Origin of the sequence: Spongorhabdus nitratireducens (genome assembly GCA_947387575.1) — a bacterium.
Classification (GTDB): domain Bacteria; phylum Pseudomonadota; class Gammaproteobacteria; order Pseudomonadales; family Endozoicomonadaceae; genus CANDOC01.
Map to the genome: position 1 here is coordinate 163,781 of CANDOC010000002.1, position 25,091 is coordinate 188,871.

General features: G+C 49.6%; 22 protein-coding genes. 5 read left to right on the forward strand and 17 right to left on the reverse strand.

Features of this window, described 5'->3' with window-relative positions; genetic code table 11:
- Nucleotides 1–31 precede the first annotated feature (31 nt).
- From ACYZZ0_RS05360 to ACYZZ0_RS05370, 3 genes are all read left to right on the forward strand, one after another.
- On the forward strand, nt 32–1,126 hold the full coding sequence (locus tag ACYZZ0_RS05360; protein WP_461535561.1) for an efflux RND transporter periplasmic adaptor subunit: 1,095 nt from the start codon (nt 32–34) through the stop codon (nt 1,124–1,126).
- Nucleotides 1,123–4,161 (forward strand): efflux RND transporter permease subunit, encoded by a 3,039-nt coding sequence (locus tag ACYZZ0_RS05365; RefSeq protein WP_461535562.1) that lies wholly within the window; start codon nt 1,123–1,125, stop codon nt 4,159–4,161. Before ACYZZ0_RS05360 ends, ACYZZ0_RS05365 begins: the two co-directional genes overlap by 4 nt.
- A gap of 305 nt (nt 4,162–4,466) precedes the next feature.
- Complete coding sequence (locus ACYZZ0_RS05370) at nt 4,467–6,041, forward strand: flavin monoamine oxidase family protein (protein ID WP_461535563.1); 1,575 nt, start codon at nt 4,467–4,469, stop codon at nt 6,039–6,041.
- On the opposite strand, the gene ACYZZ0_RS05375 is transcribed toward ACYZZ0_RS05370, so the two are convergent.
- The 11 genes from ACYZZ0_RS05375 to nfo all read right to left on the reverse strand — a co-directional run bounded on the left by ACYZZ0_RS05375 (nt 5,935) and on the right by nfo (nt 17,720).
- Nucleotides 5,935–6,774 (reverse strand): hypothetical protein, encoded by an 840-nt coding sequence (locus tag ACYZZ0_RS05375; RefSeq protein WP_461535564.1) that lies wholly within the window; start codon nt 6,772–6,774, stop codon nt 5,935–5,937. The two genes, ACYZZ0_RS05370 and ACYZZ0_RS05375, sit on opposite strands and share 107 nt — an antisense overlap.
- 121 nt (nt 6,775–6,895) lie before the next feature.
- On the reverse strand, nt 6,896–8,938 hold the full coding sequence (gene fusA / locus ACYZZ0_RS05380) for an elongation factor G (protein WP_461535565.1): 2,043 nt from the start codon (nt 8,936–8,938) through the stop codon (nt 6,896–6,898).
- A 122-nt stretch (nt 8,939–9,060) separates the two neighbouring features.
- Nucleotides 9,061–9,522: a methyltransferase family protein gene (locus ACYZZ0_RS05385; RefSeq protein WP_461535566.1), complete on the reverse strand. Its 462-nt coding sequence runs from the start codon at nt 9,520–9,522 to the stop codon at nt 9,061–9,063.
- 52 nt (nt 9,523–9,574) lie between these two features.
- Complete coding sequence (locus ACYZZ0_RS05390; RefSeq protein WP_461535567.1) at nt 9,575–9,847, reverse strand: hypothetical protein; 273 nt, start codon at nt 9,845–9,847, stop codon at nt 9,575–9,577.
- A 300-nt stretch (nt 9,848–10,147) separates the two neighbouring features.
- Complete coding sequence (locus ACYZZ0_RS05395) at nt 10,148–10,399, reverse strand: hypothetical protein (RefSeq protein ID WP_461535568.1); 252 nt, start codon at nt 10,397–10,399, stop codon at nt 10,148–10,150.
- 30 nt (nt 10,400–10,429) lie between these two features.
- A complete protein-coding gene (gene ltrA / locus ACYZZ0_RS05400; RefSeq protein WP_461535569.1) occupies nt 10,430–12,127 on the reverse strand; it encodes a group II intron reverse transcriptase/maturase in 1,698 nt (565 codons plus the stop codon).
- A gap of 1,005 nt (nt 12,128–13,132) precedes the next feature.
- Nucleotides 13,133–14,785: a chaperonin GroEL gene (gene groL, locus ACYZZ0_RS05405; protein ID WP_461535570.1), complete on the reverse strand. Its 1,653-nt coding sequence runs from the start codon at nt 14,783–14,785 to the stop codon at nt 13,133–13,135.
- Nucleotides 14,786–14,858: 73 nt separating this feature from the next.
- Nucleotides 14,859–15,152 carry a co-chaperone GroES gene (locus ACYZZ0_RS05410; RefSeq protein WP_461535571.1) on the reverse strand — a complete coding sequence of 98 codons (294 nt, stop codon included), beginning with the start codon at nt 15,150–15,152 and terminating at the stop codon, nt 14,859–14,861.
- 267 nt (nt 15,153–15,419) lie between these two features.
- Complete coding sequence (locus ACYZZ0_RS05415) at nt 15,420–15,884, reverse strand: FxsA family protein (RefSeq protein WP_461535572.1); 465 nt, start codon at nt 15,882–15,884, stop codon at nt 15,420–15,422.
- A gap of 77 nt (nt 15,885–15,961) precedes the next feature.
- Nucleotides 15,962–16,723: a hypothetical protein gene (locus ACYZZ0_RS05420; RefSeq protein WP_461535573.1), complete on the reverse strand. Its 762-nt coding sequence runs from the start codon at nt 16,721–16,723 to the stop codon at nt 15,962–15,964.
- A 130-nt stretch (nt 16,724–16,853) separates the two neighbouring features.
- On the reverse strand, nt 16,854–17,720 hold the full coding sequence (gene nfo, locus ACYZZ0_RS05425; protein WP_461535574.1) for a deoxyribonuclease IV: 867 nt from the start codon (nt 17,718–17,720) through the stop codon (nt 16,854–16,856).
- Between the two features lie 136 nt (nt 17,721–17,856).
- Here nfo and ACYZZ0_RS05430 point away from each other — a divergent pair, with 136 nt between their 5' ends.
- Nucleotides 17,857–19,272: a glutamine synthetase family protein gene (locus ACYZZ0_RS05430; RefSeq protein WP_461535575.1), complete on the forward strand. Its 1,416-nt coding sequence runs from the start codon at nt 17,857–17,859 to the stop codon at nt 19,270–19,272.
- 178 nt (nt 19,273–19,450) lie between these two features.
- Here the strand turns inward: ACYZZ0_RS05430 and ACYZZ0_RS05435 are convergent, their stop codons facing one another.
- On the reverse strand, nt 19,451–20,206 hold the full coding sequence (locus ACYZZ0_RS05435; RefSeq protein ID WP_461535576.1) for a HugZ family pyridoxamine 5'-phosphate oxidase: 756 nt from the start codon (nt 20,204–20,206) through the stop codon (nt 19,451–19,453).
- Nucleotides 20,207–20,464: 258 nt separating this feature from the next.
- Between ACYZZ0_RS05435 and pdxH the strand changes: the two genes are divergently transcribed.
- Entirely contained in the window at nt 20,465–21,103 is a 639-nt protein-coding gene (pdxH, locus tag ACYZZ0_RS05440; RefSeq protein WP_461535577.1) for a pyridoxamine 5'-phosphate oxidase, read from the forward strand.
- A gap of 107 nt (nt 21,104–21,210) precedes the next feature.
- Here the strand turns inward: pdxH and ACYZZ0_RS05445 are convergent, their stop codons facing one another.
- From ACYZZ0_RS05445 to ACYZZ0_RS05465, 5 genes are all read right to left on the reverse strand, one after another.
- Entirely contained in the window at nt 21,211–21,453 is a 243-nt protein-coding gene (locus tag ACYZZ0_RS05445) for a hypothetical protein (RefSeq protein ID WP_461535578.1), read from the reverse strand.
- A gap of 423 nt (nt 21,454–21,876) precedes the next feature.
- Nucleotides 21,877–22,128 carry a YfhL family 4Fe-4S dicluster ferredoxin gene (locus ACYZZ0_RS05450; RefSeq protein WP_461535579.1) on the reverse strand — a complete coding sequence of 84 codons (252 nt, stop codon included), beginning with the start codon at nt 22,126–22,128 and terminating at the stop codon, nt 21,877–21,879.
- 129 nt (nt 22,129–22,257) lie between these two features.
- Complete coding sequence (gene coaD, locus ACYZZ0_RS05455) at nt 22,258–22,746, reverse strand: pantetheine-phosphate adenylyltransferase (RefSeq protein WP_461535580.1); 489 nt, start codon at nt 22,744–22,746, stop codon at nt 22,258–22,260.
- A gap of 279 nt (nt 22,747–23,025) precedes the next feature.
- The gene (gene rsmD, locus ACYZZ0_RS05460) at nt 23,026–23,646 is read right to left on the reverse strand and encodes a 16S rRNA (guanine(966)-N(2))-methyltransferase RsmD (protein ID WP_461535581.1); all 621 of its coding nucleotides are present in this window, start codon (nt 23,644–23,646) and stop codon (nt 23,026–23,028) included.
- Between the two features lie 9 nt (nt 23,647–23,655).
- The gene (locus ACYZZ0_RS05465) at nt 23,656–25,068 is read right to left on the reverse strand and encodes a M16 family metallopeptidase (RefSeq protein WP_461535582.1); all 1,413 of its coding nucleotides are present in this window, start codon (nt 25,066–25,068) and stop codon (nt 23,656–23,658) included.
- Between the last annotated feature and the right edge of the window lie 23 nt (nt 25,069–25,091).

The window sequence follows — 25,091 nt, forward strand, 5'->3', positions numbered from 1 at the left end:
ATACATTTAAAATAAAAATACAGAATCCCGGATGATGTCATCTCGCCTATTTGAGCCTTTCAAATTCAGCTCGCTATTCTTCCTGACTTGCGGTCTTGCTTTTGGCTTCAGTTCTAAAGCGGTTGCGGCTCAACCCGGTGAACCGGTTGCGGTATCAGTGACACCGGTAAAATATGTCCAGACAGCCAGAACGATTCACACCAGCGGCCGGCTTGAATACAAATCCATACAGCGATTGTCGTTCAAAACCGGAGGCCCGGTCGCATCAATTACTGTCGACGAAGGCGATGCTGTCACAGCAGGACAATTACTGGCCGCTCTCGAAACAGAGGAAATTGACGCCAGGCTGGCAGAAGCTGAATCCCGTCATGCCAACGCCAAAGATCGCCTGAAACGATTGCAGAACCTGCAGCACAATATGGTATCGGATCAACAGGTACAGGCTGCTCAGACAGAAAGAGATGTTGCCGCTTCACACTTGCGTATAGCTCGCTTTAACCACCGTTATTCTCGCATTACTGCGCCTGCTTCCGGACATATTGTTCGACGCGCTATTGAACCCAGTGAGCTGGTCACGCCCAATCAGACTGTTTTTGAGCTGGCCGATGAAAGCAAGGGCTGGGTGATCCGTACCGGGCTGGCAGACAGGGATATTGTCCGGGTAAAGCCAGGCGATCAGGCCAGCATCCGTTTTGATGCGTGGCCGGATACAGATTTTATGGGAGTGGTTTCTTCTATTTCCCCGACAGCCTCGATCAGCACCGGCACTTTCGATGTTGAGATTACCCTGAATATAACCTCTCGCCGTCTTTATCAGGGATTGATCGGACGCATTACCATTACCCCTCAGCATCAGGAAACAGTCGCATACCTGCCGCTGGCCTCACTGACATCCTCCCGCAATGGTATGGCCACCGTACTGACGGTTAATTCTGAATCCGGTACAGCAGAAACAGCCAGCGTCCGAATGCTGTACCTGAAACACGGGCAGGCAGTGATCAGTGATGATTCCACCAATGTTCTGCCGGAAAGTGCACTGGTTATTACCCAGGGCGCAACACTGCTTAAAGCCGGTGACCCGGTTCAGGTTGCTGATAACAAAGTAGCCGGGGAGCAAGCATTATGAAGTTGCCCCGGTTAGCGATTAATAATCACCAGTTCACACTGGTCATTATTTTACTATTGATGTGCCTGGGCGTTCTCTCATTCAAGAATATGCCCCGTTCGGAAGACCCTATATTTGTCTTCCCCATGTCCTCAATCACGGTGCTGTATCCCGGTACCAGTCCGGTGGATATGGAAAAGCTGGTTGTTGATCCGATTGAAGACGCTATTTACGAACTGGATGATGTCAAAGTTCTGAAGACCAATATGGAAGATGGTCTGGCTGTTATTCGGGTCGAGTTTTTATACGGTTCGGATCCGGACAAGAAATACGACGATGTCGTTTCTGCCATCAGCCGTATTCGAAAAAATTTGCCACAGGATATCCAGCTGTTGGATATCGAAAAGATCAGTCCGGGTGATACCAATATCCTGCAGGTTGCACTGCTGTCTGAAACAGGACCGTTTGCAGACTTGAAAACACATGCCGAAAAGCTGGAAACACTGCTGGAGCGTGTTGATGGTGTGAAACGTGCTGATATCGACGCACTACCTGATCAGCAGGTATTAGTGCTGGCTGATCTCGATCGAATGAATGCACTGGATATTGGCCTTAACCAGCTGGCTCAGGCTGTCAGAGCCTCCGGAGCCAACCTGCCGGGAGGGCATGTTGTTGCCCAGGACAGTCGATTTACTGTCCGCACCAGTGGTGACTATCGCTCACTGGAAGACATTCGTCGCACAGCCATCCAGTCAGAACCCGGCCGGGTTGTCTACATAGAAGATGTAGCCGAAGTCAGAATTGATGATGCGCTGCCTGTTTACAAGGCATTCCATAACGGCTCTCGCGGAGTATTTATTTCAGCCCTGCAGCGCAAGGGCAGCAATATTATGGAGGTGATGGATAACCTGAAACTTGCTGTCACCCGCTTTGAACAGCAGCTGCCGCAAAATATTACCCTGCAAATAGTGCATGACCAGAGCGAAAGCGTTGATCAGCGCGTTAATGACTTCTTCGACACTCTGTTGCAGGGGTTGTTACTGGTTGGTCTGTTAACTCTCGCTTGTCTTGGCTTGAGAGCAGCGACGGTGGTTGTTCTGGCGATTCCCATGTCGGTAATCATTGCCCTGGGCTGGTTGGATTTTTCCGGCTTTGGGCTGCAGCAGATGTCTATTGTGGGTCTGGTTATCGCACTGGGGCTTTTGGTTGATAACGCCATTGTTGTTACCGAAAATGTAGGCCGTTTTCTGCGCACAGGGCATGACAGTCTGACCGCGGCCACAGAAGGCGCCAGTCAGGTTGGATGGGCTGTTGTCAGCGGTACACTGACAACGATTCTGGCATTTTTCCCCGTGCTGTTACTGCAGACTCATGCCGGCACCTTTATGCGCTCCATGCCAGTCACAGTAACACTGACGCTTATCGCCTCACTGGTTATCGCGCTTACGTTGACACCATTGCTGGCCAGTCGCTTTCTGAAAGTAGGAAAAAGCACTCGGCCGCCAGTACTTCTGAGAGGAATGAATAGCTTCTCCTCAGGCCCTTTCAGCGACATATTGAATATTGCCCTCAACAACCCGACAAAAGTAGTGGTGGTATCGGTACTGATTCTTGGGGCTTCTGTTTCTCTGGTGCCACAAATTGGTGTCAGCCTTTTTCCCAAGGCTGAAAAGCCAATGCTGTTGATCAATATTGATATGCCCGAAAATGCTGATCTGGAAGCGACCAGCGCAATGGCTCAACAAGTTACCCGGCTGATTGCCAGGCAGCCGCTGGTTTCCAGTGTTACCGCCAATATCGGCAAGGGAAATCCCCGGGTTTATTACAATATCTTCCGTAACCGGCAAGTACCCAGTTATGCCCAGCTGCTGGTCAAAATGAAGTCTGGCAGATTACAGGATGTTGAACCCATGGTAGATGAGCTGCGAAAGCAGTTCAGGCAGCTGCCCAGTGCCAATATCCGGATTAAAGAGCTAATGCAGGGCCCGCCCTATGAAGCACCGGTTGCCATTCGAGTGCTGGGAGATGACTTGCAGCAACTGCAGCAGGCTGCCGCCATGGCATTTGATGTTATTGCAGCCCAACCGGGTGTAATCAATGCCGATAACCCGCTGGATAAACCCCGGATGGATCTTCAGGTCAGTATCAACCGGGAAAAGGCTGCGATGCTCGGTGTTCCTGTCAATGCTATCGACGAGGCGGTAAGAGCTGCACTGGTTGGTATGAAAGTCTCCCGCTTCCGGGCCAGCAATGGCGATGACTATGACATTCTGATTCGGGGACAGGGGCAGCAATCACCGGAGATAGACCTGCTTGATCGTACCAGCGTTATGTCTACCAGCGGTAACCTGATTCCCTTGAAACAGCTGGCCAGTCTGTCTCTCAATGATGTTCAGGCCCGGCTGCAACATTATGACAAAGAGAGAATGGCCCGGATCACCGCCGATGTTGATTTTGGATACTCAACTGAAGCGATTACCAATGAGATTGCAACAGAACTGGCCAAGGTTGAGTGGCCACAGGGCATCCATTGGGAAGTCGGTGGTGAGCAGGAGCAGCGTAAAAAGTCCTTTGGCGGAATGAATCAGGTCTTGCTGGTCGCACTGTTAGGTATCTTTGCTGTACTGGTATTGCAGTTCCATTCTTTTATTCAGCCGCTGATTATTTTTGCTGCCATTCCCTTTGCAGTTACCGGTGCAATTCTGGCGCTTTATCTGACAGGCTATACCTTCTCATTCACCGCGTTTATCGGACTGACTTCGCTGATTGGTATCGTTGTAAATAACTCGATTATTCTGGTCGATCATGCCAACCAGCTGCGGCATCAGAACCTATCCACCCGAGAGGCAATTCTGGCTGCAGCACAGGTACGTCTCGTGCCGATCCTGCTGACAACTATGACTACAATTGGCGGCCTGTTACCACTGACACTGCAGGGCTCTGGCATGTGGTCTCCCATGGGGTGGTCAATCATCGGAGGGCTGCTGGTTTCCACCCTGCTGACACTTATTGTCGTACCAGTGCTGTACCAATTGCTGTCCAGAAAAAACCTGTAGCAACTTTACAACGCTTGTTTTTTGATTCCTGCTGCCCGGCTATGCCCCTACATACCGGGCTTTTTTTCAACGCATCACAGTATCAAGTGCAGACCCTAAATATCAGGACAAATATGTATTTTTTCTTGTTCCCATGAATGACCACACCAAAAACGTGCGCTTTCCCTAAACCGTGCTTTTCTTATAACTCAGGATTCCCCTGAGATAAGACCAACCCGGTTATGCATATCAGGCTGCCATCCTTGAATAAGTATTGCTTTAAAAGGTTTCTGCATGCCTTTCCGGCTTTAAGGTCACCCTTCACATTGTCAGGTGAAGCTGGTGCCACATTTGCGTGGCAACTGATATTTGTCATTTGGCTTGGTTTTATCCAGCCCGTCCATGGAGAAAACCAACCCGCTGCAGATCATGATGTGATTGTGATTGGTGCCGGTGCATCAGGGCTGTCTGCGGGCTACTTTCTTCAGCAGCAGGGAATTGATATTGCCATCGTTGAAGCTCAGGAGAGCACCGGTGGCGTTGTCAGGTCGGGCATCAAAGGTGACTTCCATTATTCAAAAAGTACTCAGCCCTATCTGACCGGAACCCACTCGGCACTGAAAAAGATTGTCGATGGTTTTAAGATTCCGCTGGTTGAAATTCCCCTGCCAGTCACGGCTCTGTTACATGACGGAAAAATTTATACTGGTTGCACTGCAATTAAAGAACTGACTACCAGCATAACAGGGGAGAACAATTTCAATTCATTTCTGGAAAGCATGAATGATCTGGTATTTCACTATCGGGAAGGGGGCGATTTTCACTCCAGAGCAGCCCGCACAGGACTGGATTTATTGAGTGCGGCCCAGTGGATGAACGACCTGAGAATTCATCCGTTTCTGCAGGCTCGCTACAACATCATGGTGCGCTCCCAGTTTGGCGCAAATCTGGAAGATATTTCAGCATACAGTCTGGCATCAGAGCGACACCTGCTGAAAGCATCAAAAAAGACAGGACACGATTCCGGCTCCCTCCTCTGGTCTCCGCCAACCGGTATCATCTCAATTGTCAACGCACTGACTCAACAACTTCAGCCTGTGCTACACCTTGGCTCAACAGTAACTTCAGTGTCTTTTGACAATCAGGTTTATATGGTCAAGTTTCGACATAACGAACAACTGCATACGATTACCGGACGTTCACTAGTCGTTTCTACCCCGGCATTTATCACGCTACAGATAGCAGAGCCGGTATTAACCGCCATGCAGCGCCGGTTACTGGAACAGATCAGCTACACCTCCTATATCACCGTTGCCTTGTACTCAGACAGACCTGTTTTTGACAAGGCTTTCAGCCTGACACTACTCAACAACGGTTTTATTACCGAGCTATACGATGCCACTTGGATTGAACGTCATACGACTGCAGGAAAGGCACAGGGCCGGCCTTTTATTGTCAGTGCACATTTGGCTCCCAAAGATTTCCAGGATAACAATCTGATAGAGATGAGTGACGAGCAACTCATGGATGTTATCTTCAGCGAACTTGCCCCGTTACATCAGAACATCCCGGAACTGATTACGGGGCATGATATACAACGCTTCCCCAGCGTATGCCCGGTTATGTTACCGGGTGCCTATCACCGTCTGGAGCAGCTGGGGCAGAGCCAGCAAGGGATTTATCTGGCTGGCGACTACACTATACATCCCTCGTTTGAAGCCGCCATAGAGTCAGGGTTTGATGCTGCTCAAAAGGCGGCTGTCTGGATAAAAAAACAACAGACTGAACAGCGCTCTAGTCAACTTCCTCAAAGCGATCCGAACGTTGTCTCACCTCAAAAATACTCGGTATCTGATTATGAATTGTCATCAATACAGGGTAGCCCGTCAGGTTTGAAATAAGAAAAGAGTCAAAAGAGCCTATCCGGGGATCAAAGGTGCCTCTCGCGTTAACATGCATCAAGAACAACCTTCTGACTGGAATCCGATCGGCATCAAACCGAAAGCCATCAGCAGACTGTGTAACTGACGGGCATGGAATCGTTGCCCTTTGGCCGCCTTTTCCCACATCAAGCCAGAGATTTATCTTCTCGGGACTAACAGTATCCTGAAGCTTGTCCCAAACGGGGCAATTGAACTCTTTCAGTTCTTCACCACTGAAGTGAACAATATTCTGGCATTTACCATAATCAAAGAATGGTGAAGATATTGCTTTAATATCTGCGGTGTATTCACCACTGAGCAGCTGCCATATCGAGAGGCAGCCCGGAGTCAACACAGTCGACAATGATGACTGGATACCATTTTCATCAACAGGACTGGTAACCCAAAAATAATTTGTCTTGTCATACGTCCGTAAAGTGGCTGTCGGTAAAATACGATGATCGGCAGTACTGTGCGAAGCAGGGTAGTCACTAAGAAAAGTCGATGTTATTCCTTCATGGTTGCGACTTAGTTTTAAAAAACCATGGGTATTTCTCGGAATAACTCCTGCTCCATAGATCGTAACCAAAAGGCTTCCATGCACTTTTTTGGTGAGATTGAAAAACTGCCGGCCAAACCCGGCATGTGAAGACTCAGAAGGTACAACAAAGACTAAAACCAGTACAAAGCAGAAGTATCTCGACGATTTCATCACAGCACCTGCACTATGGTTGTTGTTCCCAAACCATAGAAGCTACTAAAAGATTCGTCGAATAACCGTGAGCAACAAAACAGGAAAAGCCAGGGCCACAAACAGCCCCGGCTTTTATTGGCTAGTTTGCAGCGGCCTCTTTCACCAGCTGCTTTTGCAGGGACTCGGGGGCAACATCATAATGGCTGAACACCATCGTATATTCACCATCTCCCGAGGTAATTGATTTCAACTGGTTACTGAAGTTCGCCATATTGCCGAGCGGTACACGAGCCTGAATACTGACGGTTCCGTCATCATGAGACTCGGAGCCCATGATCATTCCCCGTTCGGTCGCCAGATAACCGGTGATATCGCCCATACAACGGTCAGGTGCATCTACGGTAGCTTCGACATAAGGCTCCAGAACGACCGGCTTCGCGGCTTCAACTGCGGCAATAAAGGCTTTTTTGCCAGCCGTAACAAAAGCAATTTCCTTGGAGTCCACACTGTGATGCTTACCGTCGTATACAACAACACGAATATCCTGCATCGGATAACCAGCGATGGTACCTGACTCCATAACTTCGCGAACACCCTTTTCTACAGCCGGAATAAACTGCCCGGGTATGGCACCACCAACCACTTCACTGGCAAACTCAAAACCGCTCCCTCTTTCCAACGGTTCGATTCTAAGGAAGACCTCACCAAACTGGCCGGCACCACCACTTTGTTTCTTATGTCGGTGATGCCCTTCAGCCTTACACTGAATGGTTTCACGATAAGCAACGCTTGGCACCGAAGTCTGAACTTCAAATCCGAAAACATTCTGCATTTTTTCCAGCGCTGTTTTCAGATGCAACTCACCCAGACCACTGATGACTGTCTCATTCTGCCGCTCCCGATGCTCAACTGCCAGGCTGGGGTCTTCAGCAGTGACACGGTGCAAAATATCAGACAGTTTCTGCTCATCGCCATGACGCGCCGGGCTGACCGCAAGACTGCTCATCGGTGATGGAAAAGCCAATGGCTTGAGGTGGAAGTAGTCTTCATCATGAGAGTCATGCAGCACTGAATCAAAACTCAGGTCATCCACTTTGGCTACTGCACAGATATCGCCGGGAGCTGCCGATTCAACTTCAGTCAGTTCTCCACCCTGTAATTTCATCAGGTGGTTTACCCGGAACGGCTTTCTGCCATCACCGATAAACAGCTGGGAGCCATTCGCAATGGTTCCCTGATGGACTCTGAAGACGGCCAGCTTTCCTTTGTAAGGATCAATCGTGACCTTGAAGACATGTGCTATTGCATGCTGGTCTGCTTCAGCCTTTACCACCACAGGCTCTTCAGCAGCACCTTCCCCCTTCAGGAACAAAGGCGGATTGCCTTCTCTGGGAACAGGCATTTGCTGACAGATCACATCCAGCAACAGATCCAGCCCTGCCCCTGACTCAGCCGACACGAAGCAGACCGGTATCAGATGATCTTCCCGCAGTGCTTTCTCAAACGGATCATGCAGCTGGGGCGGTTCAATACACTGTTCCTGCTCCAGATACAGCTCCATCAGGGCTTCATCAACCTCAATCACCTGCTCCACCAGCTGGTCATGAGCGATAGTAACTGAACTGAAAGCAGTTCTGGCTCCATATTCAGGATGGAAATAGCAATCGACAACCTTTTGCTTGTCCTCTGCAGGCAAATTGATTGGTAGACAGTGACTGCCAAACAGCTGTTGTAACTGCTGCAGTACTTTTTCAGGCTCAGCTTCCGGGTCATCGCATTGGTTAATAATAATCAGCCCGCATTTGCGCCTCTCGTGCAAAAGCTCATAGGCACGACGGGTAACAGCTTCGACGCCAGCCCGAGCATTGATAATCAATGCCACGGATTCAACAGCCGGTAAAACAGCCATGGCCCTGCCGAAGAAGTCAGGATATCCAGGCGTATCAATCAGGTTAATGCGGGTATTTTGGTGTTCGAAATGAAAGATGGAAGATTCAAGAGAGTGACCGGCCTGTTTCTCCTGTTCGGTGTGATCGGTTATCCTGCTTCGCCTGCCATGATCACTACCGCCAGAAACAGCACCGGTTCGGTTCAGCAGAGCTTCCACCAGGGTAGATTTGCCACTGCCGCTATGCCCCATAAACGCAAGGTTACGGATATGGTCGCTGTCAAAGTCGCCCATAACATTCCCCCTCTGTTGAGGATATATTTGTTGTTCTTCAACCCGAGTATATGGGGGAATACAGCGGACAAACTTGTCCGACATCAAGAATGGGCACGTAAACGACAAACTGTATTTTTTGCCTAGACCCAGCGTCTGACCCGACTGCAATAAACCTTGAATTCATCGCCAAACAACTGCTCCAGTGCTCGCTCCTCAGGCTGGATCTGGAACCGGTTCATATACAAAATAAAGACAGGCAGCCAGATCAGAGAGTAAATGCTCCCCAAGAATAATCCCCAGCCACAAAGACTGAAAAGCATACCTAGGTACATAGGGTTACGGGTAAAGCGATAAATGCCACCGGATACCAGAGATGAAGCTGTATCTGGTTTTACCGGGTTTACTGTTGTTTGTGCCTTTCTAAATGCACGAACGCCAGACAGCGCAATCAGGAAACCCACAAGATTAAAAGCCAGTAAAATGAGGTAGCGTGCCTCGAATGACAGCACGATGCGGGGCATTACTTTAGCCATCAACCACATAGCTACAGCAACAAGAAAGACAACAATGACGGGTGGAATTTTAAGTTCAAGTTGTTTCATAACAAGCTGTACAGCTACTCTTTTATTGTTGTTTAAGGTGATGCTTTTCGTTTCACCGGGGAGGTGTTCCTGTCAACTGTATTGGCCGTGGACCACCACCTTCAGGCTCTGACGCTGGCTGGGTATCCTCAACAAGGACTGCAATACAGCGCCCTGATTTGGCATGTTCATCAAACGCATCCATATCCGAACCTACAAAGTAAACTGACTCCTCGCAGTGATTACAGAAGCGAATATTCTCACGCTCTGTCAGCTCCAGTTCATCCCATGTCTTCGGACAAATAAACTCAAAACGGCATTCAATATCAACAAGACTCATGCTCATCAGCCAGATCCCGATTTATTTCTCTCTTCTCCTTCTTTAACAAAGCGAAAATCAGTCAGCAAGAGCACTGCAAATAAAAAACCGCAGCAGAATAACTTCTGCTGCGGTTTCGGGTTTTCTTTAGCGGGCTGTTAAAACAGCCCTTATTTATAGCGGAGTCGCTACAGGTAGATAAGGTTGCTTAATGTAAAAGGCAACAGCCGATGTCGGGTAAGGAGCGACCATTACTGGCCACCCCTCCCCTAAGAACCGTACGTGCGAGTTTCCCCGCATACGGCTCAAGCCTCTCTAAGGTTTGGCTTACAAACCCAGCAGTTTTCTATTAGTCATTTCAAACTCCTCAACACACACATCAAAATGGGCAATGTCACCTCCTGAAGTGATGCTTGGCAAGCCAGTTGAATTGAAAGTGCGGGATGCGGGAAATACAATCCTACTTCCTCCCACCGTCTCCACCGTCACGATGGAGTCATCTTCAATGTCCAGCTTCACTGTCTCGCCTTGCCCAACTACTAACCGCTGCACAACTTTAACTTTTCCAAAGTCTTTCATGAGTATCCCTCTAGGACATGAGATAACAATCTAGTTTACTTCGCAAACGGTATTCATTTTCGTGCCCAAAGAGTGCAATTGCCGGTGGCAATTTGGGTGCAACATCACCAGATTGGACAACACATCAGTACCACCGTTGGTTTTCTCAACGATATGATGCACATCCCAACCTGAACCACTGTCTACCTTTCCACGACATATAGGACACAACCCTTCCTGCTCCATCCATAATTTCAGCAGTTTCCCCCGAGATTTCAGAGATTCCTTTGTCTTTTTAACCCAGCGGGCCTCAAAGTAGGTTTCCCACCCAGGATCATAAGGATTGGCATCGCCCTTAATCTTCGTATGCCGTTTTATGGCAACATCACTGGCGTAAACCAGTGGTGACATTACAACATTTCCGTTTTCATCGCGGTTTACTCCACAGAAACACCAACTTCGACCCGCCATGCGCCGGAAATACTTCTTCCTGATCCAGTGCTTACGACGGTTGGCATGTCTGCGTCTCGCCCATTGCCACAGCATTTTCCATATGAGGAAATCAACTCGGCCAAATGTTTCTTTTGCCACTACACCCCGATGGTAGTTAGCCCACCCTCTAATGACAGGGTTGAGCTTTTGTACCAGACGGTACTGCGGTGCAGTTTTATTGGTCTTGATAATATCTCGAACTTTCGCCAGTAATGCCTTTATGTTCTTATCAGACGGCTTGATTAACATCTTGCCGTTGTACTTCCGAACATTCTGACCGAGAAAATCAAAGCCACGCGCGATATGTGTAACAACAGTTTTTTCCGGTGCGAGGCTGAGTCCCCGCTCCTTCATAAAACTTACAACCAAGGGTTTGACCTCATCTTCAAGTAACTCCTGAGAGATACCCGTAATGACAAAGTCATCTGCATACCGTACGAAATTCACCTTATGTTTGTAGCTCTTCTTGGTGTTAGGTCGACCAAAAGCGTCTTCCAGATCCCTTTCCAAGCCATCCAAGGCGATATTGGCTAACGTCGGCGAGATAATACCACCCTGAGGTGTTCCCGCTTCTGTCGCATATAATTGCCGAGACTCCATGAACCCCGCTTTCAACCATTTCCGTAATACCTGCTTGTCCATTGGTACATGGTCAAGCAACCAGTCGTGGCTGATATTATCAAAGCACCCCTTGATATCACCTTCCAGTACCCACTCCGGCGAACTGCGCCTGCTAAGAACAATGAAACATTGCTCTATAGCATCAGCCGTAGATCTTTCGGGTCTGAATCCATATGAATTACGATCAGCACTGCTTTCAGATACCGGCTCCAGTGCTAACAGGTATAGCGCCTGCATTGCTCTGTCCTTCATTGCCGGAATACCGAGCGGTCGTTTCTTTCCGTTTGTTTTCGGGATGTATATTCGCCTTAGCGGCAAAGGTTTATAACCGCGCCGCTTCAGCGAGTGCAGGGCCAGCCATTTGGCTTTAGGCGTACTCCAGAGAACACCGTCTACTCCAGCTGTTCTCTTACCCGCATTTTCTGTTACTCGCCTGACTGCCAGCGCTTTGGCTGCAAACGAGTTGACCAGCAACCTTTGCAGGGATTTGACCCTCCTCTCGTTACCGGCTTTAGCTGCTTTCGCAATACGAACCTGCATCCTCCTTACCTGCCTGTTTACTTTTTGCCAGTTAATCTGGTGCCAAGTTTTTGGGCAGGTGGAGAACGCAGACGTACCGGAAGTGATAGCGTTCACTTGCTGTCCTCCTTCTCAACCCATACTGCGGAGGACAGCCATCCCAAGGGGATACTGTGCCCCATTGGGATATGATTATTTGGTCTGCCTGAGTTACCCCAGAGCAACCATAAGGTTATGCAGCCATCTCACGATGAGAGACCATGCAGAAGTCTGCTTCCTTTCGAACGAGGTGACGTTTAAACCCCTATCCAACCCATTACAGGCTGGCATTCGCTTTTTCTGCACTCCTTTACCCGCAATTCCCACAGTTTCACTTGCGATCCGCCTGCCCTAAACAACAGGGCAGAATTACGGGCTTACCGAGTTTCATTTCCATGACACTGATGGGTTAGGTTCTGCCTATCCGCCGGTGGTCAACTGTTGGCGTATTCCCAGATGTAAGAGGAATAACCGACCACGCACCTTTTGGTCAAAGCCTGTCAGCAACTTTGGCTCGTCGCGGCTGACGACGTTTATCAGCAGTTCACTTACGTTAACCGTACCATCCAGCCTAGCGCCTCCCCCGCGTGTTGCTCGCAGGTTCCACATAATACCTCGCGGTAAATATGTGCCATAAATGGGGCTACATTGTCAGGGAGCTTCGCACAAAGCCGTTACCAGCTATGCACTACCCTTAGGCTACTGTTGGCCAAACAACAGGTCTCACTCCTGAGCATACCCGGAGGTAACAAATACCCAGTGAGACAATCACAGAAATGACTTACGTCGAACAGATGTCAGGCGTAAGCAAAATAGACACGGATACCCCTGCTCCTTCAGAACTTCTTTCGAAATTCCTTCAGCATGAACATCTATCCGCCCATAAGACGTGAGACATTGGATCTACAACCAATATCTGAATAAGGACTTCTCTTACGAGAAGACCGGTATCCAGACACTGAGATCCGGATACCGGATTTATCTATTTAATGCTGCTTATTGCGGGATCGTGGAGAGGATGCCTTTCGACATCCTCGGGAGAGTAGCCCCGCCAGGCCAGCTACCTGTACGACTCTCGTCGCACTACATCATGCCGCCCATACCACCCATGCCGCCGCCCATGCCGCCCATGTCAGGCATGCCAGCGCCAGCAGCCTTGTCTTCAGGCTCATCAGCAACCATAGCTTCGGTGGTGATCATCAGACCGGCAACAGAAGCCGCCGCCTGCAGTGCAGAACGGGTTACTTTAGCCGGATCCAGGATACCCATTTCGATCATGTCGCCGTACTCACCGGTAGCAGCGTTGTAACCGAAGTTACCTTCACCCGCCTTAACCTTGTCAACAACAACAGAAGCTTCGTCACCGGAGTTGGAAGCGATCTGACGGATCGGGCCTTCCAGAGCACGCAGGATCAGAGCAATACCCGCTTCCTGTTCAGGGTTGGTAGCATCAACGTTGATGTTGGCCAGGGCACGAACCAGAGCAACACCACCACCGGCTACAACGCCTTCTTCAACGGCAGCACGGGTTGCGTGCAGCGCGTCTTCAACGCGAGCCTTCTTCTCTTTCATTTCTACTTCAGTAGCAGCGCCAACCTTAACAACAGCAACACCGCCAGCCAGCTTGGCTACGCGCTCTTGCAGTTTTTCCTTGTCGTAGTCGGAAGTAGAGTTTTCGATCTCGGCGCGGATCTGGTCAACGCGAGCGGAAATTTCAGCCTGGGCACCAGCACCGTCAACGATGGTGGTGTCTTCCTTGGTGATAGCGATGCGCTTGGCAGAACCCAGGTCTTCCAGAGTTGCACCTTCCAGAGACAGGCCAACTTCTTCAGAAATTACAGTACCACCGGTCAGGATAGCGATGTCCTGCAGCATAGCCTTGCGACGGTCACCGAAGCCAGGTGCCTTGACAGCAGCAACCTTAACGATGCCACGCATGTTGTTCACAACCAGAGTTGCCAGCGCTTCGCCTTCAACATCTTCAGCGATGATCAGCAGCGGCTTGCCAGCCTTGGCAACAGCTTCCAGTACCGGCAGCAGGTCGCGAATATTGGAGATTTTCTTGTCTACCAGCAGTACGAACGGGCTTTCCAGGTCAGCAGACATGCTTTCCTGGTTGTTGATGAAGTAAGGAGACAGGTAGCCACGGTCGAACTGCATACCTTCTACTACGTCCAGTTCGTTTTCCAGACCGGAACCTTCTTCAACGGTGATAACACCTTCCTTGCCAACTTTTTCCATTGCTTCAGCAATGATCTGGCCAACCAGCTCGTCAGAGTTAGCAGAGATAGTACCAACCTGAGCGATAGACTTGCTGTCGGCGCAAGGAGTGGACATTTCCTGCAGCTGGGCAACAACAGCGGCAACAGCCTTGTCGATACCGCGCTTCAGATCCATCGGGTTCATGCCGGCAGCAACGTACTTCAGACCTTCGTTAACGATGGACTGAGCCAGTACGGTAGCGGTAGTAGTACCGTCACCTGCCTGATCGTTAGCCTGGGAAGCAACTTCCTTAACCAGCTGGGCGCCCATGTTCTGGAACTTGTCTTTCAGTTCGATTTCCTTGGCTACGGAAACACCATCTTTGGTGATGGTCGGAGCGCCGAAGGATTTTTCCAGCAGTACGTTGCGGCCCTTGGGTCCCAGAGTCGCCTTAACAGCGTCAGCCAGAACGTTAACGCCTTCCAGCATCAGTTTGCGAGCGTCGTCAGAGAACTTAACTTGCTTTGCAGCCATGTTCCTTATCCTTTACCAGTAACAGTTGAATCAATTAGAGAACGATTATTCAGGAGTGTCTGTGAAGCGCGGATTACGCTTCAACGACAGCAGAGATATCGTTTTCAGACAGAATGATCAGTTCTTCGTCCTCAACCTTAACGGTGTTGGAATCAGCGTACTTGCCGAAGATGATGCGATCGCCTTCCTTCACTGCTACCGGGCGTACTTCACCGTTGTCTAGCAGACGGCCTTCACCAACAGCAACAACAACGCCCTGGTTCGGCTTTTCCTGAGCAGAACCCGGCAGAACGATACCGCCGGCACTGGTGGTTTCTTCTTCAACCCGACGAACAACGACACGATCACGCAACGGACGAATTTTCATCGATTGTATCTCCAACTGTTGTTCCGCTCCCGACACCCACTGTTTTTGATTCAGCATCGCATCCGGGCGGTTTGACGGTTTCTACTTATCAACTTGCAGCTGTAGATAAAAACAGCTGCCGGTCTTAAATATGATCTTCCCACTGCTTGCCGGTTCTGATTCTACTGCCTGACAGAGCCGGATCCGCACATCCCGGGAAGATTTTATAGGTGTTCCCATGAGTGGGGGTGATGATTTCGGTTTTCAACCCCGCTATCGCAATTTTTTTCAATCTTTGCGACGGTATTCCCCTTCGATCATGCGCTGGGTGTCATGTGGCCTAGGCTGATCGTCGTGGACTTCATGGAATTCGGAATTATAGACATTGGCGCCGTGATTTCGTTTCTGCCAGTACTGGCTGCCGGTCAAACGACTGATCGCCCAGCTTCGGAACAATGGCAGCATCAGAAACAGACCCACGGTATCGGTAATAAATCCGGGAAGAATCAACAGCAGGGCACCAATGCCGATCATCATGCTTTCGATCACTTCCTCAGCTGGCTGTTCCCCTGCAGCCATGCGCTGCTGGAGCTTCAGCATGGTACGAAACCCCTGCTGGCGCAGCAGGTTGATACCCAGAACAGAAGTCGCAAAGACCAACAGCACCGTAAAGCCGGCACCGATCAGGCTGCCCACTTCGATCAGAACTGTCAGCTCCAGCGCAAAGAAAATCAGAAAGGACAGGGAGCGCATAATCGCCTCCGCAAAATAAATACAAACAAGATAGTGGAGACGTTTATGCAAATTTCAAGGTCTGTTTTGTTATTGAATCAGGGCTCGGGTAAAGGTCTGGGTTCCTGATAAAAGACCAGCTGGAAGTTTTGCTTCTCTTTTTCCCGGAAACTACCCGCCAGCTTCAGTAACACATCATGCTTGGGGCGCAACGGATCCAGAGCTTCAAGCCCCTGACGAACAAACTCCCAGTTATCACGCAGCAGCTGAGTGGAAAAGAACGTCTCTTCCATAACCACCCCCAGAGGCACCTGATTTGATATATAACGGACCGTTACATATTGCTTGTGCTCTGCCTTTCCCAGCGCTTCAACGGTTGTATCCACTGTCAGGGTTTCGATTCGGTTAATTGAGTATGATTTGCCCCGAACCTCCATTTTCTGAGGTATTTTCAAGTCTGTTACTTCAAATGAAGTAAACATACCGTCCGGTTTTACGGGCTCGACCTTCAACGGGGCAACACGGGAAAGGTAATGGAGCTCAGCCTTCAGAATCTTATGGTTCTGTACCCAGAAGTGATATTCAAACAACATACCTTCCGTCTTGTTGACGATGTGATATGTCTCATCATTGATATCCCTCACATGGATCCAGGATCCCATGTCTTTACCGGCCACTTCGCTGTAGTGCCAGCGGTAGATGCTGTCTCCTGTTTCTGTAGCCGGTGAGATGTAAAAGGATTCATGCACGGGCATGTCTTTGGCTGTCGAGTAGACCGAAGCCTCAACAATCCGGGTAAGTGCAGTCGTGCAACCTGATGAGATAAAGGCAAAGCAAAGGACGATAAGCAACCTGTTCATGTGTCCCCCCAGTGCGGCACACAGTCAGTGTATTGTTATAATTTTTGGGCCTGTTACGCCTGAAAGACACAACAGGCCTGTTTGAACAGTACTCTTACCGTTGTAAAACACTCCTGATCTGGATCAAATTTTACACCTTCTGTCCCGCCAGGATTTGCAGGGAATGGATTTCTTCATGCCAGATAGATGAATCTATAGTCTCCAGCACCATCGGAATACCATTAAAGCGCTTATCCTGCATGATAAATCTGAATGCTTCCCAGCCTATTTCACCTTCACCCAGACTGTGATGACGGTCTTTACGTGAATTCAGCGCACCTTTGGAGTCATTCAGGTGCATGCCCTGCAGATAGGAAAAGCCCACCGTCTCTTCGAACTGCTGAAAAACCTGAGTACAGCTTTCATTTGTGCGCAGATCATAACCGGCTGCAAAGGCATGACAGGTATCCAGGCAGACACCAATCCGGCTCTTATCTTCTACCTGATCAATAATTTCTGCCAGATGTTCAAAGCTGTAGCCCAGATTACTGCCCTGCCCCGCCGTATTCTCAATAACAGCCATAACACCTGTGGTTTTCTCCAGTGCCCGGTTCACTGATTCAGCCACCAGCTTCAGTGATTCTGTTTCACTGATTTTTCGCAAATGACTTCCCGGATGAAAGTTCAGCCGGTCCAGCCCCAGTTGTTCACAGCGTTGTAGTTCATCAGCAAAAGCATTCAGTGACTTTTCCCGCGCCTCGGTTTCCGGGTGGCCCAGATTAATCAGGTAGGAGTCATGGGGCAGGATCTGCGCCGGCGAGAAGCCATACAACTCACAGCGACGACGAAAGTTATCAATAACTTTGGATTCCAGCGGCTTTGCCTGCCACTGCCTCTGGTTTTTGGTAAACAGGGCGAAAGCAGTGGCACCCAACTCTTTCGCATTCAGGGGTGCATTATCAACACCACCGGCAGCCGAAACATGAGCACCAATAAACTTTTGATCCGCTTTTTTCATTCAAAAATATTCTTGTACATCAACATCAGCTGCAAAGTGTCCCATAAATCACCCCGGCATACTCCAACTGAATAAAGTTGATGGTCTATATCTTATAACCTTGTGTAATTTAAAAAATCGCCTCGAGGTACCGGTAGTGAATTACGAGGATACTGTTGCAGCCCGCTCTGATTCACTGCTGGCCGCAGAGGAAAGGCTGAAAAGCCAGAGCATCAAGAACCTGACCCTGCAACTGCCTGATCACCACGGCAGGCTCAATACCCGGCTTGCACCACTGAAGCTCAATCCGGCGGGCCATATGGCCAACAGTTCAGTTTATCTGGTGATGCCAAACTGCGGTGCACCTCTGGGTATGCCGGTTTATGAATCGCCTCATATCTGGTTTCACACCGGCTTCAAGAATATTCGCGCAGTACCTGACCCCGACTCACTGGTCATACCCGACTGGCAGCCGGAAACGGCCAGCATTATGCTCGACACCTTTGAGGATGACGGTACGCCCTATTTTATGGACTCCAGGGCTGTGCTGCGTAATACAGAAGAAAAACTACGATCACAGGGAATGAATGCCCGACTGGGTATTGAGCTCGAGTTCGCGCTTTACCATGCTGACCCGGAAAAACTACAGCAACGTGATTTCTCCAACCTGGCCCTGTTTGGCGAAGGCAACCGCTATCACGATGGTTGCCGTGATCATCGCTGGCATCAGTTGGCTACAACCCTGATGCAGCGAATGGAGCAAATCGGAGCACCACTCTTCAGTATCTCCTCTGAAAGTGGTGAAGGTATCTATGAAATCGCACTAGCTCCGCTGCCTCCCCTGCAAGCAGCCGATGCACTGGCACGGTTGCGTTACTACCTGAAGGCCCTGTGCCAAGAATATGACCTGATTCCAACCTTTATGCCCCGCTCCACCCGACCCGGAACACTCCAGGCCTGCGGTCTGCATATTCACCAGTCCTTGTGCAGCACAGAAGATGGACACAACCTTTTTGCAGCGGCAGAAGGCACCGATAGCCCGCTCTCAGATACAGGTCGCCATTATCTGGGTGGGCTGATGAGCAGTATGAAAGCCATGAACCTTATCTTCCGGCCAACAATGAACGCCTATCGGCGTCTGGAACGCGTTGCCGGCATGCCCGAAGATATTTGTTGGGGATTGGAGCATCGTTGTGTCGCTGTCAGGGTGATCAAGGGCAACTCCCCGGAGCAAACCCGGTTTGAGCACCGCTGCTGTGGGCCAGATATTAATCCTTACCTGACGATAGCCGCCATGCTGGAAGGTGGATTGTTCGGGATTGCAAATCATATCGACCCGGAAGAGCCTGTGACGGGAAATCCTGCCGAGAGCAAAAACATTATGCCTCTGCCCCGTTCACTTGAAGCCGCTGTAACAGCATTCAGGGAATCAGAGTTTGCTGAGCTGTTTTTCGGACAAAAGCTGGCTGACCACTATGCCCGAACCCGGGAAAATGAAGTGAGGGCTTTCCAGGAGTGGCTGGATAAAAATATTACCGGCTTTGAATATCAGCGTTACTTTGACGCATTCTAGAATGCACATTGGTAACAGCCTGCGTTGAGGCTGAATGGTTTTGCGGATCAAAAGGGCGAAAGAGCGGGAGAAGTAGCAGGCTATCCCTGCCTGCCTTTTCCCCCGATGGGGCAAACTTTCAATAACTACTTGAGGCAATAGCTACCTGAAGCAATGAGTACTTCAGGTCATCAGTGCCTCAGGCTGCTCGCGCCATGGCGACCAGTGCCTGACGGGCTTCACCCGGAGTCGTTACCGGTGTTTCAAATGCGATACGTACCAAGCGACGCTCGATCAGCAAGTGAATACCTTCACTGTCGATACCCGCCATCAGCGGCTGCACACCTTCGGGTACTTCTACTCCATTTTGAATGCAGTATTTCACCAGTGCATCCTGATGATCTTCATTCATATGGTTGACCATGCCGGCTTCAACATCACCAAAGAACGGATTTTCTCCGCTGATATCATCCTTGCTGACCCAGTGAATACGACCAAAACCACCAATATAACGAGCGCGTACAGCTTCAATACGGTAAAAAGCAAAGCTGTGAGTTTTGTGGTAACCCTTGGAGTGAGGGAAGAAGCGATAATAGCGCTCGGCTACAGCTTCAGCATCGTCACCCTCAACTTTATGAGCATCACCCACCCAGGTCAGACGAGCTCCGGTCTGGGCGTCGTCTACGTTGCTCTCGGTCAGGGTCAGGGAAACCTTGGGGTCTTTATCAATATTACGGGTATGCTGGGCCAGGCTGCTGATCAGAATAATCGGCTGACCATTTTGATCGAGGCAGTAAGGCGTAACCGAGCCGAAAGGATACCCCGGCAGTACCCGTGACTGTGTCGCCAGCACACCCTGATACTCACTCAGCAGAAGCCCGCGGGCTTCAGGGGCGATGGTTTTGTTGGTCGACATGGTGTTGGCCATCTGCTCGGCGGAATCCACTTTAGCCATATAAGCTGTCTCTTGACGTTCTTCTGTGCAATCTTCCAAACCACACTGGCCTGAAAAGACTCTTGTATTCGTATAATTGAAGCACTATTGGGCGGAAGTGCCTGTAAGATGCAGGGGAATTTAACGCAAATGATAACGCTTATCAATTGCAAATTTAAGATTTAGCTTCTCTCTTGTGCTCTAAGCAATAACCAGAGCCCAAGCCTCAGTGGTAGGATAGACAAATCAAAATCGCCTTTTATTAGATGGACCCTGTCGATGGATCTCAGTGCATTAAGAGAAAATTACACTCGCGATGGTTTGACCAGAGATGAGCTCGCGGCCACACCCTTCGAGCAGTTTGAACGTTGGTTCTTACAAGCTCAGGAAGCTGAACTACCCGAGCCTAACGCTATGAGTCTGGCTACAGCCAGCAAGGACGCAGCTCCCAGCCTTAGAACGGTGTTGCTGAAGTATTTTGACACCAGAGGCTTTGTATTTTTCACCAATTACGAGAGTAATAAAGCCAAAGAGATTGCCGAAAACCCGCAAGTGGCGCTGATGTTCTTCTGGCTGGGGCTGGAGCGACAGGTCATCGTCAAGGGTACAGCAGAGAAAGTCAGCCATGCTGAATCTTTGAAGTATTTTATGAGCCGTCCCCATGGCAGCCAGCTGGGTGCCTGGTGTTCTCATCAGAGCAGTGTGATCAGTGGTCGCAAGCTGCTGGAAATGCAGTTGGATAAAATGAAGCAGAAGTTCAAGCAGGGACAGGTTCCACTCCCTTCGTTCTGGGGTGGGTTCAGGGTTGTTCCGCAGCAGATTGAGTTCTGGCAGGGCCGCCCCAACCGGTTGCATGATCGTTTTCAATACAGCCGGGAAAATGAAACCGACTGGAGCATCGCTCGTCTCTCTCCATAATCCCTTACATCAAAAGCTGTTCACTATTACTTAACACCAAAAAAGCCCGCTGAAGCAGCGGGCTAAAGATTACAGCTTAGGGGGTTCGGTTAAATCAGACAGCCTGATTAAATCGGGCGATTACCATAATCGCTGGCGGGTTTGCGTGGTGGATCCGCAGTAACATTGGATGGAACTTCTTCGATTTTTCCACCCTTGGCCAGGAATTCTTCGACCTGGGCATTCATCATTTCCCGTAAACGACGGCGGGATTCAACAGTACGCTCTTCTGCTGATTCATCCTTACTGCCCAAAAAGGCAAATTCGGAACCTTGACCAGTATCAGCTTTTCTTGGCTTTCTCCGTGCCATAGCCTGATCCTCTACTTGACTGGTTGTATGTTGTTATAAACTTCCGTTGTCCGGCTCTTTTGGCCTTTTACCATGAAGATACAAATTCACTTTTGTAGCTTCATGGTTTGTTCAGGTGTCCGTTGTGAAACGATACATGCTTGGCATCCTGCCTCGCACCTGAACCGTATTACTGCTGATTTTTTTAAGTTATAGCGCAGCCTGATTAATACGCCAGTACATCATTTTACCTGCACTCTCATTTATACATTTCTTTGTACATTTTTATTATTAAAATTGTATTTCAAATCAGGCTTACTTATTTATAGCTCGGTATAAGGCGGCAGGCAACAGCTTGTTATCGGCAGGGAGAAACAAAACTACAGGAAGGTTATATAAAAACAGGAGCCAAAGGCTCCCGTCATTTATTGGCACTGGTCTGAATCAGGCCTGGCCGGTAATGATCTGATACTTTTCCATCAGTTCATCTTTCGACTCAACCCGGTCAGGGTCATTAGGAATGCAATCTACCGGACAAACCTGCTGACACTGGGGCTCATCATAGTGGCCAACACACTCCGTACACAGATCCGGCTCAATTTCATAGATCTCATCGCCAGGAGAAATGGCACTGTTAGGGCACTCAGGCTCACAGACGTCACAGTTAATGCAATCGTCAGTAATGATCAAAGCCATACGGTGTTGCTCTCAAATGTACATCATACTTACTACGAAAATGCCGCCACTGATGGCGGTTTGCACTTTCATGTTATAGATGAGCGACATCCCACGCTCATGGCTGCTGTATCTGTCAGAATAATCTGATCAGTTAGCCATTGAAGGAAAACGTTGTTTCAGTGCTTCTCCAACACAAGGCTCTACAAACTTGGTGACATCACCTCCAAGCGAGGCAATTTCACGAACCAGTGTCGAGGAGATATAGGAATATTGTTCCGCAGGAGTCAAAAACAGGCTTTCCAGTTCAGGTGCCAGCACCCGATTCATATTGGCCAGTTGAAATTCATATTCAAAATCAGAGACAGCACGCAGGCCCCGCAACAAAACCGTTGCGCCCTTATCAATGGCAAAATCTGCCAATAGGTTGTTAAAACCGCACACCTCAATATTGGGAATATGAGCGGTGGCTTCTTCCGCCAGCCTTACACGGTCTTTCAAGTCAAACAGCGGTTTCTTCTTCGGGCTGTCAGCCACAGCGATAATCACCTTCGGAAAAAGACGCGCCGCGCGCGCGACCAGGTCACCATGCCCCTTTGTTATTGGATCAAAAGTTCCGGGGTAAATTACGGTATGCATTGGTTCCAGGTTCCACTGTTATCGAGAGTTTTCATATGCCCACGAGGCAGCAAACACACTACTTGCATCGTCCTGTGCAAGCAGGGTTCCGGGACAGGCCTCAAGCCGGCTCGATGGTAGCGGAAACCCCCTTGCAGCACAAATACGCAGGCACCGACAGATAGTGGTGATTTCTTGCTAGATAAAGCGCTCAGTCTGGTTGATTCTGCAATATTCACGTGGACGATGCAGATTATTCACTGGAGTTAGCCCGATACGAACCCAGCTTATTATCTTCTTTTAGCCTCTGACAGCATACAGGTAATAACTTACCTGACCGGCTGTTTTACATTTCAGCTGCTCCCAGTTTTCCGGAACCGGCAGCTGACCAAGCTCTGACTCAGCTTCAATGTAGACTTTGGCGCCCTGACTTAGCCAGCCATTGTCATTCAGCTTCTGGCAAACCGGCTGTAGAAAACCTTTTCGAAATGGCGGATCCAGAAACACCAGATCAAAGACTTCCGTTGCCTTTTTATCCAGCCATGACACCGCATCTGTCTGATGAAGGCTGGCATTATCTGCACTTAATGTTCGAAGGTTATCCGACAGCTGTTGAGCTGCGGATTTTGAAAACTCCAGCGCAACCAATCGTGCAGCCCCTCTGGACAGAGCTTCCAGCCCCAGTGCACCACTTCCGGCAAAACCATCAAGACAACGTGCCCCCGGCACATCTGCCATCAACCAGTTGAAAATCGTTTCCCGTACTCGGTCAGGCGTCGGACGCAGCCCTTCTACACTGGCCACCGGCAGTTTTCTGCTTCTCCATTCGCCGGCAATAATCCGCAGCAGACCACCCGATCTGGATTGTTGTGTACTTCCTGTTGATGTGCCACGGCGTTGCCCGCTTCCTCTCCTTTTCATGCAATCCTCTTACTCTTCAGCTGCAGAAATGACATCCCGACCAACCCGGATTTGTGACATGGTCTGCAAATTCATATAACGTCTTACCGTCTCTTGAACCTGCCCGACTGTCAGTTTCTGGACATCCTCCATAAAGCGGGCCAGCTCATCCAGTGGCAGATCAAACAAACCGACCTGACACAACCGGGCGACCATAGCCTCATTACAATCCAGCGACAATGGGTAACTGCCACGAAGATAATGTCGTGCAGCTTCCAGTTCTTCCGTTGTGATGCCCTCTTCCACAAAGCGGTTCAGTACTTGCTTCACTACAGCGAGTGCTTCTCTGGCATGATCTGTCTGGGTTTGTAGCTTGATAATCAGCGGGCCATTTTTTTTCAGAGGAACAACTTCACTGGTAATGGCATAGGTCAGTCCCCGTTCTTCCCGCAAAATACGGTAAAGCCTTGAGCTTCGCAGACCACCGCCGAGGATATAGCTCCCTACAACCAGAGCAGGGTAGTCAGGACTGGTTCGGGATACACCCAGCCACCCCAGACAAATATGGGTCTGTTCTGTCGCCATTCTGATCGCATGATAGTGAGGTGCAGTCATTGGCACAGGATCAGGCAAGGGTTCTGGCACCTCTCCTTTCGGTAGCAGTTCACTCACGGTTTCTGCCAGATTTTTTGCCTGCTCAAGATCGATATCACCGGTGATAGCAATCACCAGATTGCTGGCAACATAATACTGCTGATGGAACCTGACCAGCTCATGCCGACGAAGCCCCATGACCGAGCTTTCGGTCCCCATGGGGTTATGAGCATACGGATGCCGACTATAAATTATCTTCCAGAGTGCCTTCTCAGCCTGAATGGCCGGCCACTGCTTTTTGTATCTCAATTCAGCCAGCACCTGGTTTTTGACCCGGTTAAATGCCAGCTGGGTAAAAGCCGGTTTGGCCACAACCTGTTTTAACAGCTCGATTGCAGGCTGTAATGCATCCGGACTACTCAGGCTTCGCAGGGATATAACTGAACTGTCGCGCTGAATCGCGCAACTATACTGTGCCCCAAGTCGCTCAAACTGCCGGCTGATAGCCGACGCATTCATACCTGTAACCCCCTGAACCAGCATTTTGACCGTCAAATTGGCCAGCCCATGCTCTTCACCATCACGAGCCGAGCCCGCGTTAAACAGCAGGTTGATATCAACCATGGGCAATTCAGGTGCTGAAACAAAGTAAACTTTTACACCACTGTCTGTTTGCCAGTAAACCGGCTCCACCACATGAACAGGAGGTTCATTCGACAGTTGTGCCTGCTCTGATTCAATATCCTGACGGCTGATCCCTGAAGGAAGTCGTTTGTCCTGACGTGGCTGTTTTTCCAGATGCAACATCCAGATGGTGCTAATGATCAGGAACACCAGCACGCTCAGCATCGATAACCGACTGGACCCCCGAC

Bases quoted from the DNA above. Each gene is read 5' to 3' on its own strand.
- ACYZZ0_RS05385 (WP_461535566.1), bottom strand. From the start codon at position 9,522: ATGAAACAACTTGAACTTAAAATTCCACCCGTCATTGTTGTCTTTCTT.
- ACYZZ0_RS05360 (WP_461535561.1), top strand. From the start codon at position 32: ATGATGTCATCTCGCCTATTTGAGCCTTTCAAATTCAGCTCGCTATTC.
- coaD (WP_461535580.1), bottom strand. From the start codon at position 22,746: ATGCATACCGTAATTTACCCCGGAACTTTTGATCCAATAACAAAGGGG.
- ACYZZ0_RS05375 (WP_461535564.1), bottom strand. From the start codon at position 6,774: ATGAAATCGTCGAGATACTTCTGCTTTGTACTGGTTTTAGTCTTTGTT.
- ACYZZ0_RS05420 (WP_461535573.1), bottom strand. From the start codon at position 16,723: ATGAACAGGTTGCTTATCGTCCTTTGCTTTGCCTTTATCTCATCAGGT.
- ACYZZ0_RS05415 (WP_461535572.1), bottom strand. From the start codon at position 15,884: ATGCGCTCCCTGTCCTTTCTGATTTTCTTTGCGCTGGAGCTGACAGTT.
- ACYZZ0_RS05365 (WP_461535562.1), top strand. From the start codon at position 1,123: ATGAAGTTGCCCCGGTTAGCGATTAATAATCACCAGTTCACACTGGTC.
- fusA (WP_461535565.1), bottom strand. From the start codon at position 8,938: ATGGGCGACTTTGACAGCGACCATATCCGTAACCTTGCGTTTATGGGG.
- pdxH (WP_461535577.1), top strand. From the start codon at position 20,465: ATGGATCTCAGTGCATTAAGAGAAAATTACACTCGCGATGGTTTGACC.
- ACYZZ0_RS05435 (WP_461535576.1), bottom strand. From the start codon at position 20,206: ATGGCTAAAGTGGATTCCGCCGAGCAGATGGCCAACACCATGTCGACC.
- ACYZZ0_RS05390 (WP_461535567.1), bottom strand. From the start codon at position 9,847: ATGAGCATGAGTCTTGTTGATATTGAATGCCGTTTTGAGTTTATTTGT.
- nfo (WP_461535574.1), bottom strand. From the start codon at position 17,720: ATGAAAAAAGCGGATCAAAAGTTTATTGGTGCTCATGTTTCGGCTGCC.
- ACYZZ0_RS05465 (WP_461535582.1), bottom strand. From the start codon at position 25,068: ATGCTGAGCGTGCTGGTGTTCCTGATCATTAGCACCATCTGGATGTTG.
- groL (WP_461535570.1), bottom strand. From the start codon at position 14,785: ATGGCTGCAAAGCAAGTTAAGTTCTCTGACGACGCTCGCAAACTGATG.
- ACYZZ0_RS05395 (WP_461535568.1), bottom strand. From the start codon at position 10,399: ATGAAAGACTTTGGAAAAGTTAAAGTTGTGCAGCGGTTAGTAGTTGGG.
- ACYZZ0_RS05445 (WP_461535578.1), bottom strand. From the start codon at position 21,453: ATGGCACGGAGAAAGCCAAGAAAAGCTGATACTGGTCAAGGTTCCGAA.
- rsmD (WP_461535581.1), bottom strand. From the start codon at position 23,646: ATGAAAAGGAGAGGAAGCGGGCAACGCCGTGGCACATCAACAGGAAGT.
- ACYZZ0_RS05410 (WP_461535571.1), bottom strand. From the start codon at position 15,152: ATGAAAATTCGTCCGTTGCGTGATCGTGTCGTTGTTCGTCGGGTTGAA.
- ACYZZ0_RS05450 (WP_461535579.1), bottom strand. From the start codon at position 22,128: ATGGCTTTGATCATTACTGACGATTGCATTAACTGTGACGTCTGTGAG.